Annotated in this window: 14 protein-coding genes; 7 read left to right on the top strand and 7 right to left on the bottom strand. The window is 71.6% G+C overall.

The features are described 5' to 3' along the window. Positions 1–192 precede the first annotated feature (192 nt). From ABD883_RS05910 to ABD883_RS05900, 3 genes are read right to left on the bottom strand one after another with little or no spacing between them, the layout of a single operon-like run. Positions 193–1,089 carry an HdeD family acid-resistance protein gene (locus tag ABD883_RS05910; protein WP_295689004.1) on the bottom strand — a complete coding sequence of 299 codons (897 nt, stop codon included), beginning with the start codon at positions 1,087–1,089 and terminating at the stop codon, positions 193–195. Beyond that, on the bottom strand, positions 1,086–1,715 hold the full coding sequence (locus tag ABD883_RS05905) for a glutamate racemase (protein WP_345030691.1): 630 nt from the start codon (positions 1,713–1,715) through the stop codon (positions 1,086–1,088). The genes ABD883_RS05910 and ABD883_RS05905 overlap by 4 nt, the downstream gene beginning before the upstream one ends. Continuing rightward, positions 1,610–2,605 carry an HAD domain-containing protein gene (locus ABD883_RS05900; RefSeq protein WP_345030659.1) on the bottom strand — a complete coding sequence of 332 codons (996 nt, stop codon included), beginning with the start codon at positions 2,603–2,605 and terminating at the stop codon, positions 1,610–1,612. The genes ABD883_RS05905 and ABD883_RS05900 overlap by 106 nt, the downstream gene beginning before the upstream one ends. Positions 2,606–2,831: 226 nt before the next feature. Here ABD883_RS05900 and ABD883_RS05895 point away from each other — a divergent pair, with 226 nt between their 5' ends. Further along, positions 2,832–4,259, top strand: coding sequence for an amidase (locus ABD883_RS05895; RefSeq protein ID WP_295689001.1), 1,428 nt, complete (start codon positions 2,832–2,834; stop codon positions 4,257–4,259). Between the two features lie 49 nt (positions 4,260–4,308). Here ABD883_RS05895 and ABD883_RS05890 read toward each other — a convergent pair whose 3' ends face one another. Both ABD883_RS05890 and ABD883_RS05885 read right to left on the bottom strand, forming a co-directional pair. Further along, a complete protein-coding gene (locus ABD883_RS05890; RefSeq protein ID WP_137318364.1) occupies positions 4,309–4,941 on the bottom strand; it encodes a class I SAM-dependent methyltransferase in 633 nt (210 codons plus the stop codon). 164 nt (positions 4,942–5,105) lie between these two features. Then, complete coding sequence (locus ABD883_RS05885) at positions 5,106–5,510, bottom strand: acyl-CoA thioesterase (RefSeq protein WP_175406823.1); 405 nt, start codon at positions 5,508–5,510, stop codon at positions 5,106–5,108. A gap of 237 nt (positions 5,511–5,747) precedes the next feature. On the opposite strand from ABD883_RS05885, the gene ABD883_RS05880 reads away from it, so the two are divergent. After that, the gene (locus tag ABD883_RS05880; protein ID WP_295688999.1) at positions 5,748–7,028 is read left to right on the top strand and encodes a CaiB/BaiF CoA transferase family protein; all 1,281 of its coding nucleotides are present in this window, start codon (positions 5,748–5,750) and stop codon (positions 7,026–7,028) included. Positions 7,029–7,141: 113 nt separating this feature from the next. Next, positions 7,142–8,515 (top strand): MFS transporter, encoded by a 1,374-nt coding sequence (locus tag ABD883_RS05875; protein ID WP_345030653.1) that lies wholly within the window; start codon positions 7,142–7,144, stop codon positions 8,513–8,515. 152 nt (positions 8,516–8,667) lie between these two features. Here ABD883_RS05875 and ABD883_RS05870 read toward each other — a convergent pair whose 3' ends face one another. Both ABD883_RS05870 and ABD883_RS05865 read right to left on the bottom strand, forming a co-directional pair. Then, a complete protein-coding gene (locus ABD883_RS05870; RefSeq protein ID WP_345030650.1) occupies positions 8,668–9,462 on the bottom strand; it encodes a nitroreductase in 795 nt (264 codons plus the stop codon). Then, the gene (locus ABD883_RS05865) at positions 9,459–10,973 is read right to left on the bottom strand and encodes an APC family permease (protein WP_345030647.1); all 1,515 of its coding nucleotides are present in this window, start codon (positions 10,971–10,973) and stop codon (positions 9,459–9,461) included. Before ABD883_RS05865 ends, ABD883_RS05870 begins: the two co-directional genes overlap by 4 nt. A gap of 139 nt (positions 10,974–11,112) precedes the next feature. On the opposite strand from ABD883_RS05865, the gene ABD883_RS05860 reads away from it, so the two are divergent. The 4 genes from ABD883_RS05860 to ABD883_RS05845 all read left to right on the top strand — a co-directional run bounded on the left by ABD883_RS05860 (position 11,113) and on the right by ABD883_RS05845 (position 15,011). Then, on the top strand, positions 11,113–12,450 hold the full coding sequence (locus tag ABD883_RS05860) for a TrkH family potassium uptake protein (protein WP_345030644.1): 1,338 nt from the start codon (positions 11,113–11,115) through the stop codon (positions 12,448–12,450). A gap of 96 nt (positions 12,451–12,546) precedes the next feature. Next, positions 12,547–13,266 carry a potassium channel family protein gene (locus ABD883_RS05855; protein WP_137318358.1) on the top strand — a complete coding sequence of 240 codons (720 nt, stop codon included), beginning with the start codon at positions 12,547–12,549 and terminating at the stop codon, positions 13,264–13,266. 114 nt (positions 13,267–13,380) lie between these two features. Continuing rightward, on the top strand, positions 13,381–13,701 hold the full coding sequence (locus ABD883_RS05850) for a hypothetical protein (protein ID WP_345030641.1): 321 nt from the start codon (positions 13,381–13,383) through the stop codon (positions 13,699–13,701). Between the two features lie 8 nt (positions 13,702–13,709). Then, positions 13,710–15,011, top strand: a complete 1,302-nt coding sequence (locus ABD883_RS05845) for a DUF2079 domain-containing protein (protein WP_345030638.1) — start codon at positions 13,710–13,712, stop codon at positions 15,009–15,011. The last annotated feature ends 1 nt before the right edge of the window (position 15,012 follow it).

The following is a 15,012-nucleotide window of genomic DNA, read 5'->3' as shown; positions in this document are numbered from 1 at the left end:
CTGACATGCCCGGGGAACCTGCAGAGTGGTCCCCGGCGCTCGTCGGTGAATGCTGTTCAGCGACGGTGCAGGGAGGACGTCAACAGATGACGGTGGTGACGCGCATGAGGTCGATGTGGAGGCGCCGCCAGCACAGCGGGCTCAGAGGATGCGTGGTCACCCCAGAATTGAACGCCACCGGGAGTCGAACGGTCAAATACCGTCTCGCGATCCGGAGCCCCCGCGGCGGCGGTCGTCGTCCTCGTCCTGCGGTGCGCTGTTCCCACCCGTGGTGCCCGCGTCCTCGTCATCGGCGAGCTCGCCGGTGATCCAGCCGGGCGGGGCGGGATCCTCGGAGCCACGCGCGGAACCGGTCGGCCCGGAGTGCGCCGACCCGCCGGATCCACCGGGCCCACCGAAACCGGGCCCACCGAAACCGGGCCCGCCGAACACCACCGGCCCACCGAAACCGGGCCCGCCGAACACCACCGGCCCGCCGGCGCCGGTCCGCCCGCCGAGGCCGCCGAGGCCGTTCTGCCCTGCCGCGGCCCGCCCGAGCGCGCGTCCCAACCGGACGCCGAGGAGGATTGCGGCGACACCCTGGAGGACGAGGAAGGCGGCGACGAGCCACAGCACCGCACCGATGCCGGCCGCCGGGTCGAGCAGCAGCACGGCGCCGAGCACCAGCCCGAACCCGCCGAGCAGCAGCAGGCCCCACCACAGGGATCCGCCCAGCCGGCGCAGGGCGAGTGCGCCGAGCACCGCCAGCCCGCCGAGCAGGAACGCCCACAGTCCGGCGATGACGGCGATGACCGCCGCGGACTCGCCTGGCAGCAGGAGCACGAGGACACCGAGTCCGATCGCCAGGAGTCCGCGCGCCAGCGGCCAGCCGGAGCGGGAGCCGGAGCGCCGGGAGGCCAGACGCAGCAGCGCGAGGACGCCGTCGGCCAGGAGCCACGCCGCGCACAGGACGACGATGACGAGGAGCGCGAAGTCCGGGAACACCGCCATGAGAAGGCCGGCGAGCACGGACAGCACACCCTGCACGATCACGGTGGTGCGCATCCGAGCGAGGGCGCTGACGGGGTCGAAGGGCGTGAAGGCGGTCATCCGTGAGCCTCGATCCTGCGCAGCCGCAGCCCGGCCGGGTACGCGTCGAGCGTGTCGGGCAGGGCCGAGCGGCGCCCCGACATGTACGTGGCGAGCACCCGCCCGCCGGTGCCCGCACCGTGGCCGGCGGCGAGCGCCGGGTCGTCCGGGTCGAGGCCGAGGCGCCGCGCTGTCTGCCGGGCCACGGCGTGCGGCGAGTCGTGGAGATTGCGGGTGGCCGGTCGGCGGGCGCGGATCCGGTCCTCGACGAGGCCGTAGTGGGTGCAGCCGAGCACGATCGTCTCCACATGCTCGGGGGTGGCGGCGATGGCCGCGTCGATCGCGGTGTCGACGGCGGCGAGCTCGGCGCTGTCGATCGCCTCGGCGAGCCCGGCGCACGCCACCGGGTGCACCTCGGCCTCGGCGGCGAACTCCTCGATGAGTCCGCGCTGGTAGTCGCTGACGGTGGTGGCGCGGGTGGCCCACACGGCGAACGGCTCACCAGCGTCGGCGGCGGTCTTGATCGCCGGCACGGTGCCGATCACCGGGGTGCCCGGCTCGAGCTGCGCGCGCAGCGGGGCCAGCCCGTGGACCGAGCCGGTGTTGCACGCGATGACGACGGCATCGGGCTCCCACGGGGAGAACACCTGGGCGGAGGCGATGATGCGCTCGGCGACCACCTCGGCATCGAGCGCCCCGTAGGGCATCCAGTCGGGGTCCATGGAGAGGAGGAGGTCGGCGTGCGGGACGCGGCGGTGGAACGCGTCGGCGAAGTCGACGAGGCCGAGGCCGGAGTCGATGAACCCGACCAGCGGCGTGCGGGGGCGAGACATGTCTCAGTCCTTTCCGTGGACCCGGCGGCCGAGGCCTTGGGGGCGACGAGTGCGTTCTCGGATCGGTCGGCCGGCGCGGTGCCGGCAGCTGCGGGCGCCTCGGCGGCGGTGCGCCGTCTGCGGCTGAGCAGGCGGGTGGTCGCGGCGGTGGGGTGCGGCCGGGGGTGGGTGAAGGCGCTGATGCGGCGGAAGTGCTCGGCGGTGAGCCCGCGGCTGAACTCGGGGGCGATGAGGAGGAGCCGGCCGGGGTAGGTCTCGGAGAAGTAGGAGTAGGTGGCGGGGGCCGCGAGGTCGTCGTCGATCCAGATCGCGCGCTCGTCGGGGTGGTCGGCGAGCCAGGCCTCGACAGCATGGGCCTTCCACCAGCTCTGCGGATCGCCGGCGAAGCGGTTGTAGGAGTCGTCGGGCATGGGGATGACGGGGTAGGTGCCGCGGAAGCCGAGCGTGGGCTCGAGCTCGGTCGTGCACCGGTCGGACCAGGTCGAGAGCCACACGAGGTCGACCAGGCGCTGCTCGACGAGCCGCTCGAGGCGGCGCACGACCGCCGGGCGGAAGTGGAGCTCGTAGTTCCAGGCGTGGACGCGGCGGCGCCGTTCGCGGTAGAAGCGCATGCCGGTCACCGGGTAGGAGTTGAGCACGCCGTCGACGTCGAGGAACAGGGTCACCTGTCGCGCACGTCGGCGTGCGGAGTCCTCAGATGTCATCGTGTGCGTGTCGGCCGGTTCGTCGTCGCGCCCGCGCACCGCAGGGTCGCCCCCCGGTGCGGCGCCGTGCCGCCTCCCTCGTGGTCCCAAGAATATCGGCTCCGCCTGAGCGCGCGACTCAGCGTCCGCGCCGGGCTGCTCACCGCGGGGTGCGCCGGATCGGTCCGTGTGTACGGAGTGCGAGACCGCCCGGGCGGGAGCCGGGGAAGAATGGCACACTGGCCCCATGAGTGAACTGCACCACATGAGCGTCCTCGACGTGATCGCCGCCTTCCGCTCCCGCGAGCTCTCCCCCGTGGAGTATCTGACCCATCTGACCAGCAGGATCGCCGCGCATGACGGGGAGATCAACGCGGTCATGGACGTCATGGACGAGCCGGCCCGGCAGGCCGCGCAGGCCGCCGCCGAGGTGTACGCCCGCGCAGATGCCGACACCCCGCTGCCGGCCCTGCTCGGGGTGCCGCTGCTCGTCAAGGAGCAGCACAACGTTGCCGGCTGCTCCGCGACTCGCGGGTCGCGGGTGCTCGCCGGGCAGACCGCGCCGGCGGACCATCCGGTCGTCGCGCGGCTGCGGGAGGCGGGTGCGATCCCCTTCGCCCGCACCACCACGCCGGAGTTCTCCTGCGCGACCTTCACGCAGACCGCGGCCTGGGGCACCACCCGCAACCCCTTCAACCCGGACTGCACCCCCGGCGGCTCCTCGGGCGGCTCCGGTGCCGCGGTCGCCGCCGGCTACGGGCCGCTCGCCACCGCCTCGGACATCGCCGGATCGACCCGGATCCCCGCCGCGTTCGGCGGACTGCCGGGCTTCAAGACGCCCTACGGTCGGACACCCGGCGTGGTGCCGCTCAACACCGACTGGTACCGCGGCGACCACGTCCTCGCCCGCACCGTCGCCGACACCGCCTACGCGACGAACATCATCGTCGGTCCGCACGCCGGCGACCACGCGACGATCGCGCCCGCACACGTCCTGCCCACCGCGTTCGCCGGTGCGGCCGGCGTGGCCGGGATGCGGATCGCCGTCTCCCGGGACCTCGGCTGCTACGACGTCGACCCCGAGGTGGCCGCCGGCCTCGACACCGTGGTGGCGGCGCTGCGCGGGGCCGGGGCGGAGCTCGTCGAGATCGACCTCGCGCTCTCGCTCGCCGACGTCACCGACGCCTCGAGCGCCCATTACGGTCACCTCATCGCGCAGAACATGACGCGCATGTGCGGCGGCGACCTCGACCTCCTCGAGCCGTACTCCAAGCGGTTCGTCGAGTACACCCGCGACTTCGCCGAGCGGATCAGCCTCCTCGAGGCCGCCGATCTCGAGACGAAGGTGCAGGCGCAGATCGCGGACGCGATGGCCGGATTCGATGCGCTCCTCACCCCGACCTCGGCGATCGGCGCGCTCGAGGCGGACAATGCCTACCTCGAGGCGCTCGAGCGGCCGGCCGGCCCGCTCGACTTCTACTGGCAGGCGCACATGACGATCCCGTTCAACATCGCCAACCGGTGCCCCGTCATGGCGGTGCCGAGCGGCATCGGGCCCACCGGCGTGCCGACGAGCGTGCAGATCGTCGGCCATCCGTTCGCCGACGACTCGGTGTTCACCGTCGCCGCCGCGGTCGAGGAGCTCCTCCCCTTCCCCCGCAGCCCGCTCATGTGAGGCGGGCGCCGGGCCGCTCATGTGAGGCGGGCGGGCAGGTCGCGGCGGGTCAGCCGCGGCGGGCGAGCAGCACGATGTCGACGGTGTGCGTGCCCCGGCCCGTCCGGTCGAGGCGCTCCACGGTGATCCCGGGGACGCGCGCGGCTTCCGCTCGCACGGCGTCGACGTCCGGGCGCGGGACGTGCGGCGGCGGGCCGTGCGGCGACTCCGGCGCATGCGTCGTCCACAGCAGCCGGCCGCCGGGGCGCAGCAGACGGAGCGCTCCCTCGAGTGCGCCGTCGACTCCGTGGAGGTACGCGCCGACGACGAGGTCGTAGTGCTCGGCGGTCGACTCCATCCATTCCATGAGGTCGCCGGTGATGCCGAGCAGTCCGCGATCCCACCCCTCGGCGAGCGCCCGCTTCCACAGCGCGGCGATCGCCGTCGGTGAGAAGTCCACGGCGGTGGTGCGCAGACCGGCCTCGACGAGGGCACGGGTGTTGCGTCCGGTACCGGAGCCGAGGTCCACCGCCGTCCGCGCTGCGGCTCCCCGCACGGCGGGCCCGGCGTCGGAAGGGGCGTCCTGCCGGGTGATCTCCGTGAGGAGGGCGAGGAGCTCGCGATCCGGCTCCGCCCCCTCGACCGAGGTCTCCGGGGCCTGCGCGTACCGGGCTTCCCAGTTCATCCGTTCATCGGTGTCCATAGGACGTGTATACCGCCCCGCGCGAGATCGCACACATCGTCACATGCACATGCACATTCCGGTCCTGTGGGTCGTCCGCGTGGGCGTGCCGGTCCCCGGGGGCGGGCGTGGGCGCGCCGGTGCCGGCCCCGGAGTGCGGAGCAGCGCTGCCCGGGGACCGGTGATCAGCCCTCGTCGTCCATGTAGGTGCGCAGGTAGGCCTTGTCCTTCTCGCTGATCGGGCGCGGCCGCTTGGTCTCCGGGTCGACGGTGACCATGACGTTGAGCGCCTCGAACACGACCTCGTCCTCCTGGATGCCGGTCGTGCGGATGGTGAACGAGCTGTTCCCCACACGCGCGATCCGCAGCTCGAGGACGAGCTCGGGGCCGTACATCACCGGCTTCCGGTAGTCGAGCTCGAGGCGCACCGCGAGCTTCGGGGCGCTGATCGAATCGCGCCCGCGCATCCCGACGAGCCAATTGATCCGCCCCTCCTCGATGAGGGTGACGATCCGGCCGTTGTTCACGTGCCCGAGGATGTCCTGGTCGGACCAGCGGATCTGCGGACGGTGGATGAAGACTTCGGACACGGAGGTTCCTCTCGGCGGATCGGGTATCGGATCGGGTTCGGGATCGGCAGTGCGATCGCAGGGGTGGACATGCGTTCCCGGACCATCATTGCGGACCGGGCACCGGCCCTCTAATCTTAAGCTAATCAATCATTCGGTAACTGTTTTGAACGCGGGTCGTGCATCGTGGCGCGCCCGGGTTCGCACAGGATGGGCGACCCTCGTCCGACCGCCGCCACCAGCCCCGGAGGACGCACCGTGACCAGCTCAGACCACACCTCGCCCGCCCCGCAGGGATCACCCACCGCCGCCGGTTCCGCCGGGACGTCCGGATCTCCGGCCGCGCTCAAGCCGCTCGAGGGCTTCCGCATCATCGACCTCGGCGGCATCGGTCCCGGTCCCTTCGCCGCGCTCGTGCTCGCCGACCTCGGCGCCGAGGTCATCCGCCTCCAGCGCCCGAGCGAGCAGGGCGTGCCGAACAGCCCGGTGCTCGATCGCGGCAAGAAGTCGATCGTCGTCGACCTCAAGCAGCCCGAGGGCGTCGCGGTGGTCCGCCGCCTCGTCGCCGGGGCCGACGCCTGCCTCGAGGGCTTCCGGCCGGGGGTCGCCGAGCGCCTCGGCCTCGGCCCGGCCGAGCTCATGGCGGAGAACCCGGCACTCGTCTACGGCCGCATCACCGGCTACGGGCAGACCGGGCCGCGCGCGCAGGTCGCCGGGCACGACATGAACTACATCGCCTCGGCCGGCGTCCTCCACCAGCTCGGCCGCGCCGGCGAGGGCCCGCAGTTCCCCGCCAACCTCATCGGCGACTTCGGCGGCGGCGGCATGGTGCTCGCCGTCGGCATGCTCGCCGCGCTCGTGCGCGCGCGGACCAGCGGTCAGGGTGCGGTCATCGACGCGGCGATGATCGACGGCGCCAACCTCCTGTGGGCGATGATGCACGGATTCGCCGCCCAGGGCCTGTGGAGAGAGGGGCGCGGTACGAACATCCTCGACTCCGGTGCGCCGTTCTACGACCGCTACGAGACGAATGACGGGCAGTGGGTGTCCGTCGGCTGCATCGAGCCGCAGTTCTTCAAGGTCGTCATCGACGGCCTCGACATCGGGGACCGGATGCCCGGGAAGTTCGGCACCTTCGACTATCGCAAGCAGGAGACCTGGCCGCAGATCCGTGCCGCCTTCACCGAGGCGATCGCCGCCCGCACCCGGGACGAGCTCGTCGAGATCTTCGACGGCACCGACGGCTGCGTGTTCCCGATCCTCTCCTTCGACGAGGCCGAGGCGGACGTCCACAACTCCGCGCGCGCCGTGTTCTACCGCGACGCCGACGGCGTCCGGCAGCCCGGGCTGGCGCCGCGGTTCGCCCCGGCCGGCGGAGCCACCTGGGCCGGCGGCGACTCCGACGGCGCGCCTTTCGAACACCCCGCACCTGCCCCGCGGACCGGTGCCCACACCGCCGAGGTGCTCCGCGCCGCAGGCTTCGACGCGGCGGAGATCGACCGGCTCACCGCGGCAGGGGTGGTCTCCGGCACGGAGTGATCGGGGCCTGCGGCGGCCGGACTGCGGTGGCCGGCGCGCGGCGGTAGGCTCGGTCCGCGACCCCGACCCGGAGCCGCTGCACCGCCGGATCCGAACGAATGGGCTGTGACCTGATGACCCCTGACGCCTCGCACCCCGCCGCAACCGCGACCGACTCGACCGCCACCGCATCCTCGGCGGCGACAGCCGCCGTGCCCGGTCGCGCCTCGCGCCGGCCCGCGATCCTGTGCTGGATCGTCGTCATGCTCGAGGGCTTCGAGCTCGTCGTGCTCGGCGCGGTCATCCCCACCCTGCTCTCCACCGGGCACCTCGGCTTCACCGCTGAGGCGGCGACCGCGGTGGCGACGCTCAGCCTCGTGGGGGTGGGCCTCGGGGCCGCCGGCATCGGCTTCCTCGCCGATCGGGTGGGGCGCCGGGCGGCGATCCTCGCCTGCGTCGTCGTCTTCAGCATCTTCACCGTGCTCGTGCCCTTCGCGCCGAGCGTCCTGTGGTTCGCGGTGTTCCGGCTGATCGCCGGGATGGGGCTCGGCGCGGTCCTGCCGACCGCGCTCACCTACGTGGGCGAGTACTCCGGTGCCGGGAGCACGGCGCGGGCGACGACCCTGACGATGACCGGCTACCACACGGGTGCGGTGCTCGCGGCGCTTCTCGCCGTGCTCGCCGGAGCGGACTGGCAGCTCCTGTTCCTCGGCGGCGGGATCGTCGGCTTCCTCCTCCTGCCCGTCCTCTGGCTGCGGCTGCCGGAGTCCCCGGCCTTCCTCGCCGCACGCAGTGCCCGGGCCGCGGCGCGTGGTGTCGGTGGATCCGCTGCGGGGCCGTCGGCAGGAACGGCGGCGGCCGCGGCAGCAGGAGGCCCGGCGAGCGCCTCGGCGGGTGACCCGGCGGATCCGGCTTCTGCAACCGGGCGCGGGGGCCTGTTCTCCGGCGGGTTCGCGCGGGTGACGATCGGGGTGTGGGTGGCGAGCTTCATGGGCCTGCTCCTCGTCTATGGCCTCAACACCTGGCTGCCGTCGATCATGGAGGAGGCCGGGTACCGGCTGTCCGCCTCGCTCGTCATGCTCCTCGTCCTCAACCTCGGCGCGGTGGTGGGGCTCGTGGTCGCCGGCCGGACCGCGGACCGGTACGGCACCCGGCCGATGGTGCTCCTGTGGTTCGGTGCGACCGCGGTGCTCCTCGCCCTGCTCAGCGTGCGGATGGAGAACCCGGTGGTGCTCCACCTCGCGATCTTCGCCACGGGCGCGTTCGTGTTCTCCGCGCAGGTCCTCGTCTATGCGTACGTGTCGTCGGTGTACCCGGCCGAGGTGCGCGGCACGGCGCTCGGGCTCGCCGCCGGGGTGGGGCGGCTCGGGGCGATCGTCGGGCCGTTCCTCACGGGAGCGCTCGTCGCCGCGGGGATCGCCTACCCCTGGGGCTTCCACCTGTTCGCCGTCGTCGCCGTGCTCGGTGTGATCGCGATGGCACTCGTCCCGCGGACGGTCCGCGGGTAGTGCGCCGCGAGCGGCCGGCGGCTCCGTCAACTGTCCGGTCCTCGAAGATCCCGCGATTCCTGCAATCGCCCCCACAACCTGTTCAGGTCGGGTGGGCGCTTGCAGTTTTCGCGGGACAGTCGTGCAGCGGCAGGCCCATGCGTGTGCGGATTTCAGTCGTTGAGGGTCTCGACGCGGTGGACGACCTCGGACAGGGGAGCCCGTTCGGTGCGGTAGGTGTTGCCGGGAGCGGCGTGATCCGGGTGCCCGAGCGCCATCCCGGCGATGACGTCGACGTCATCGGCGAGTCCCAGGTAGCGGTGGATGAGATCGGCGTGCATGCCGATCGAGCCGAGCGCGCACGCGCCCAGGCCCGCCTCCCACGCCGCGTACTGGAGCGTGCCGATGTAGGCGCCGGTGTCCACCCAGCCGTAGGGGCCGACCTCCCGGGTCGAGGTGATGACGAGACCGACGGGAGCGCCGAAGAACTCGAAGTTCGCCAGCGAGGCCTCGAACCGGCCCACCCTGTCCTTCCGGTCGATCCCGAGCGACTCGTAGCGCCCGTAGCCGGTCACCCGCTTGCGGTGCATCTGCTCCTCGGTGAACCGGCCGGGCAGCGCGAGGTCGGACACGACCGTCTTCTGCTGGGTCCGGGCCGTCACCGCGGCGCGCAGGCGCCGGCCGATCTCGCGGAGCACCTCGTCGGTGAGCACGTGCACCTGCCAGGCCTGGGTGTTCGACCACGACGGGGTGCGCTGCGCGGTCTCGAGGACGGCGGTGAGCTGCTCCTCGGTGACCGGCTCCCCGGTGAAGTGGCGGACGCTGTAGCGCTCCGCGAGAAGGGTGCGGAAGGACCTGCCCCGGCCGTCCGCGCCCGGGCGAGCGGGCGCCTCGGGCACGGCGGAGGAGGCGTCGGCCGGGGCGGCTGCCGAAGCGCCGCCGCCGGTCGAGCAGTCGGTGCTCGTCACTTCCGGCGCTTCCTCTCGTTGATCTGCGTGAGGAGCTCGTGCTCGGCGTCGGGGCCGGGCTTGATGCCCCCGGGCAGGCGGAACATCAGCAGTACGCCGGCGAGCATCCACAGGCCGAACATCAGGTACGACTGCCATGCGAGGGTGACCGAGATCGGGGTGAGCTCCGGGATGTACATGATGATCAGGATGGCGCAGAGCACCGCGGCGATGATGCCGATGGCGATGCCGGCGCCGCCCTTGCCGCCCACGCGCAGCGGGCGATCCATGCCCGGCTCCTTCTTGCGCAGGATGACGAACGCGACGGCGACGAGGCCGTAGGCGAAGACGATCATCGGCGAGCCGGAGTCGACGACCCAGCCGAGCATCGCGGTGCCGGCGAACGGGGCGAAGGCCGACAGGATGCCGATGAACAGGAGGGCGTTGACCGGGGTGCGGTACTTGGGGTGGAGCTTGCCGAACCAGGCCGGGATCATCCCGGAGTTCGCCATCGCCCACATGAGGCGCGAGGCACCCATGAGGAAGGCGATCCACGAGGTGATGATGCCGGCGAGGCCGCCGGCGATGACGATGTCGCCCCAGATCGGGTGGCCCATGAGATCGGCGAGGGCATCGGCGGTGACGAGGTCGAACGAGGCGAGCTGGGACGCGGGCAGCGCGAGCGAGGTCGAGAAGATGATGATGAGGTAGAACAGCACCGCCATGACCACCGACATGACGACGAGCTTGCCGATCTGCTTCGGCGGGACCTTGATCTCCTCCGCCGACTGCGGGATGACGTCGAAGCCGACGAAGAGGAACGGCACCGCGCCGAGCACCGCGACGAAGCCGATCGCCCCGCCGTTGAACAGCGGCTGGGTGTTCGACAGCTCGCCGCCGACGACTCCGCCTGCGAGCAGGAGGAACGCCATGATGACGAGGAAGCTCACGACGAAGGTCTGGACGAGACCGGCGACCTTGACCCCCCGGATGTTGATCCACATGACGATGAGCGAACCGATCGTCCCGGCGAGCGCCCAGGTCAGGTGCACGTCGAAGTCGGCGATCGTCCACAGGTGGATCTGCTGGAAGTTCGGGAAGAGGTATTCGATCGTCCGCGGGAACGCCACCGCCTCGAACATCACCACGCTGATGTACCCGCCGGTGATCGCCCACGAGCCGAGCAGCGACAGACGCGGGCCCATGCCGCGGATGAGGTAGTTGTGCTCACCGCCGGCGTGGGGCATCGCGGCGACGAGCTCGGAGTAGACGACGCCGACGAAGCCCATGATGATGCCGCCGACGACGAACGCGAGGAGCGCGCCGAGGGTGCCGGCGCTCTCGAGCCAGCCGCCGGTGAGAGTGATCCAGCCGAAGCCGATCATCGCGCCGAAGCCGATGAACAGCGCGTCGACGTTGCCGAGGACCCGGACGAAGCCGTGACCGCGATCGACGTGGCCGAGCTCGTCCACGGACGCGCTGGAGGTGGATCGGGCCCCGCTGGAATCGGGCGTCGGCGGATGAGTGCTCATAGCAGCTCCTTCAGCAGCTCGGTGAGGATGGTCACACTATAGGAGATCGCGGGACCCGTGATGCGCACGACATCGACCGCAGTCGAATCGTGACCCGAACGGTTCCGGAGCCGGGTCCGTGCGGTGCTACGGTGTAGCCGTGCCCCGCGTACGCATTCCGCGCCCGGTGACCGTGATCCTGGCCGGGTTCTCGGCCGCGCTCGCCACCGGCACCGGACTCCTCATGCTCCCCTTCGCCACCGTCGGCGACGGGTCGATCGGGGTGCTCCCCGCACTCTTCACCGCGACGTCGGCGCTCAGCGTGACCGGGCTCGTCGTCCTCGACACGGGCGGGGACTTCACACTGTTCGGGCAGCTCGTCATCCTCGGCCTCATCCAGGTGGGCGGCCTCGGCATCATGGTCTTCACGATGCTGCTCGGCATGCTCGTCGCGCGGCGCGCCGGTCTGCGGTTCCGGAGAGCGGTGGCCCACGAGACGCGCTCGTCCGGATTCGGCGGGATCCGCCCGGTGATCGTGCGGATCATCGGGTTAACCCTCGTGGTCGAGGCGGTGACCGCCGCGATCCTGGTGCCGCGCTTCAGGTTCGGCTACGACATGGACTGGGCGCAGGCCATCCTGTTCGGGGTCTTCCACGCGATCTCCGCGTTCAACAACGCCGGTTTCGGCCTCCACGCGGACAGCGTCGTGCGGTACGCGACCGACCCCCTCGTCATCCTGCCGCTCGCGCTCGCGGTGATCATCGGCGGGATGGGGTTCCCCGTCCTCGTCGAGCTCGTCCGCCGCTACCGCTTCCCGCTCTCCTGGTCGCTCACCACGCGGATCGTCGTCGTCCTCACCCCTCTGCTCCTGCTGGCGGGGACGGTGTTCATCGCGGTGCAGGAATGGCGCAATCCCGGCACCCTGGGTGCCCACGGGACCGGCGGCCGGATCCTCGCCGCCTTCTTCCAGTCGACCATCGCCCGCACCGCGGGGTTCAATTCCATCGACATCGCCCAGATGCACCCGGTGAGCTGGTTCGGGCTCGACATCCTCATGTTCATCGGCGGCGGACCGGCCGGGACCGCAGGCGGCGTCAAGGTCACCACCGTCGCCGTGCTCGCAGCGATGACCGTGTCCGAGGTGACCGGCGGTCGCGCGGTGAATCTCCTCGGGCGCCGGATCGACACCGCGGTCCATCGGCAGGCGTCGACGGTGATCGTCCTCGCGCTCGCTCTCGTCCTCGGCGCCACGATGCTCATCATGCTCGACGAGCCGCAGTGGGGCCTCGATCGGATCCTGTTCGAGGCGATCTCCGCATTCGCGACCGTGGGCCTGTCGACCGGCATCACCGCGGAGCTGCCCGCCTTCTCGCAGGTCGTCCTCATCGTCCTCATGGCGGTCGGACGGATCGGGCCGGTGACCCTCGCCTCGGCCCTCGCGCTGCGACGCAGGCACGCGAGCTACGCACTGCCCGAGGAGCGGCCGCTCATCGGCTGAGACCGGGTCTTCCGCGCGGCGCGGACGCGATCGATCCCGGCACCACCCCGCGCCGCAGGCACATCGGACCAGCGCAGAAGCACAGGAGGAGACGCAGTGAACACATCGAGATGGCTGGCGAAGCCGGCCGCATTCCTCACCGGCGACCCGGGCCGGCTCGCCGGCGCCGGGGCGATCGCAGTGATCGGCCTCGGCAGATTCGGTGCAGCGGTGGCCACCGAGCTCACCGCACTCGGCGCGGAGGTCATCGGCATCGACATCCGCCGCGACGTCGTCGACGACCTCCGTGACCGCCTCGCCTTCGTCGCGACCGCTGATTCCACCGATGAGCAGGCGCTGCGGCAGCTCGGGATCGCCGAGGTGCCAGCGGTCGTCGTGGGGATCGGCTCGGACATCGAGGCGAGCATCCTCACCACCTCCCGCCTCCTCAAGCTCGGGGTCCCTGCGATCTGGGCGAAGGCGATCGGCGAGCCGCACGCCGAGATCCTCGGGCAGCTCGGGGTCGAGCACGTCATCCGGCCCGAGAACGACATGGGCCGTCGCCTCGCGCACCTCATCAGCTCCCGGCTCCACGATTTCGCGGCCATCGACGAGGACTTCGCCGTGGTGCGGATCTCCCCGCCGGGGTCGATCGTCGACCGTCCGCTGGGGCCTCAGCACCTCGAGCGGCACCACGGCGTGGCGGTGGTGGGCGTCAAGCGCGGCGGCGGGTGGCACTTCGTCGAACCCGAGACCGTGGTCTACCCGGAGGACGAGATCCTCGTCGCAGGGCATCCGCGGGCACTCGAATCCTTCAGCACTCTGACCTCGGACTGAGCCCGGGGCTGCTCGCGACCGCCGATCGTCGACGGCCGCCCGGGCGCGCGACCACGACGGATCCGCCCGGGGCGGATCGAGGAGCGATCGGTGCGCGCGGCTAGACTCCGGACCATGGCAGAACTCAAGGACGCACTCGACGTGCAGACCGCTCCGATCGTCGCCCTCGGCCTCCTCGGCGGCTATGTCTCCGCCCGCGAATCCGGCATCCGGCCGCTGGGCGGGGCGGTGCTCGCCGCAGCCGGCGTGTACGCCGGCCGCACCTGGCTCGCCAAGGGGGGTGCGGCGACGACCGCCGGCCTCGCCGCCGCGTACGTGCTGGGATTCGGTCTGTCCCACCCGCTGGCCAAGAAGATCGGCGCCTGGCCCTCGGTGCTCACCGTCACCGCCGCCGTCGCCGGGGCATCGGCCGTCGCGGTCGACCTCCAGGACTGACACCGCCCGTGCCGCCGAAGCTCCCCGGCCTCACCCGGTACGCCCCGGCGCTCGCCTCGTGCGCAGCGCTCGTCCTCTACGCGACGCTGGCGATCATCATGTGGCGGATCTTCTATTCGCCGTCCTGGGACCTCGGGATCTTCACCCAGCTCCTCACCCGGTACTCCGCTCTCGAGGTGCCGATCGTCGACATCAAGGGACCGGGCTTCAACCTCTGGGGCGACCACTTCCATCCGATCCTCATCCTGCTCACCCCGCTGTTCTGGCTCTTCCCCTCCGGGCTCACGCTCATGCTCGCGCAGGCCGTGCTGTTCGCGGCCTCGGTGTGGCCGGTCGTGTCGCTCGCCGTCGAGCGGCTCACGCCCCGCGGCGCCTGGCTCCTCGCGGTCTCCTACGTCGGCTCATGGGGTCTGCTCAACGCCGTCACCGCGCAGTTCCACGAGATCGCCTTCGCCGTCCCGCTGCTGGCGTTCGGACTCGTCGGGTGGATGCGCGGGCAGAAGCTCGGCGCGGCGGTGGCGATCGCGCTGCTCGTGTTCGTCAAGGAGGACCTCGGGCTCACGGTCGCGGTGTTCGGCCTCGCCGTCTGGCTGCGCAGCCGCGCCGACCTCAAGTACGGGCTGTTCCTCGCCGGCTGGGGCATCGCCTGGACGGTCTACGCGGTGCTGATCTTCATCCCCGCCTTCAACGTCAGCGGCGGCTACGACTACTCCGACAACGTCACGCTGGCCGAGACGCTCACCGCGGGGCTCACGACGAAGATCGGCACCGTCGGGTTCCTCGCGCTCGCCGCCGGGGTGATCGGCCTGCGCTCGCCGTTCATCCTCCTCATGCTCCCCACGCTCGGCTGGCGGTTCCTCGGCAACGTCGAGGGCTACTGGGATACGAGCTTCCACTACTCCGCCGTCCTCATCCCGATCGCCGCCGTCGGCCTGCTCGACGGGGCCGGCCGGCCGCACCGGACGCTCGCCCCGGCGGTGGCGGCTGTGGCCTCCTTCGCGCTGCTGAGCCAGACGAACATCCACCTGCTGTGGGAGGCGGACCGGTACCGCGTCGACGGCAGCGGTGCTCTCGAGGCCTCAGTCGAGTACGACTCCGTGGTCACCGACGTCCGGCTGCTCGCCTACCTCGCCCCGCACACCGACGTCTACTGGTACGGCAGCTCCGAGGAGTTCGTGCCCGAGGCGATCGCACTGCGGCCCGACGACCACGAGGGCTCGATCGAGGCCTGGGCCGAGGAGCGCTACGGCGGCGACTGGACCCTCGTCCACGAGAGCGGCGGCTACCAGGTGGTGACGAACGCCGGGTAGT

Origin of the sequence: Brevibacterium pityocampae, from assembly GCF_039541555.1 — a bacterium.
GTDB classification, from domain to species: domain Bacteria; phylum Actinomycetota; class Actinomycetes; order Actinomycetales; family Brevibacteriaceae; genus Brevibacterium; species Brevibacterium pityocampae.
Note: the sequence above shows the minus strand (reverse complement) of the source record. Positions and strands in the feature narration are given on the sequence as shown.

What these genes read in the sequence shown, in the direction of transcription:
- ABD883_RS05910 (WP_295689004.1), bottom strand. Translation starts at nt 1,089, where the DNA reads ATGACCGCCTTCACGCCCTTCGACCCCGTCAGCGCCCTCGCTCGGATG.
- ABD883_RS05900 (WP_345030659.1), bottom strand. Translation starts at nt 2,605, where the DNA reads ATGACATCTGAGGACTCCGCACGCCGACGTGCGCGACAGGTGACCCTG.
- ABD883_RS05895 (WP_295689001.1), top strand. Translation starts at nt 2,832, where the DNA reads ATGAGTGAACTGCACCACATGAGCGTCCTCGACGTGATCGCCGCCTTC.
- ABD883_RS05890 (WP_137318364.1), bottom strand. Translation starts at nt 4,941, where the DNA reads ATGGACACCGATGAACGGATGAACTGGGAAGCCCGGTACGCGCAGGCC.
- ABD883_RS05875 (WP_345030653.1), top strand. Translation starts at nt 7,142, where the DNA reads ATGACCCCTGACGCCTCGCACCCCGCCGCAACCGCGACCGACTCGACC.
- ABD883_RS05865 (WP_345030647.1), bottom strand. Translation starts at nt 10,973, where the DNA reads ATGAGCACTCATCCGCCGACGCCCGATTCCAGCGGGGCCCGATCCACC.
- ABD883_RS05850 (WP_345030641.1), top strand. Translation starts at nt 13,381, where the DNA reads ATGGCAGAACTCAAGGACGCACTCGACGTGCAGACCGCTCCGATCGTC.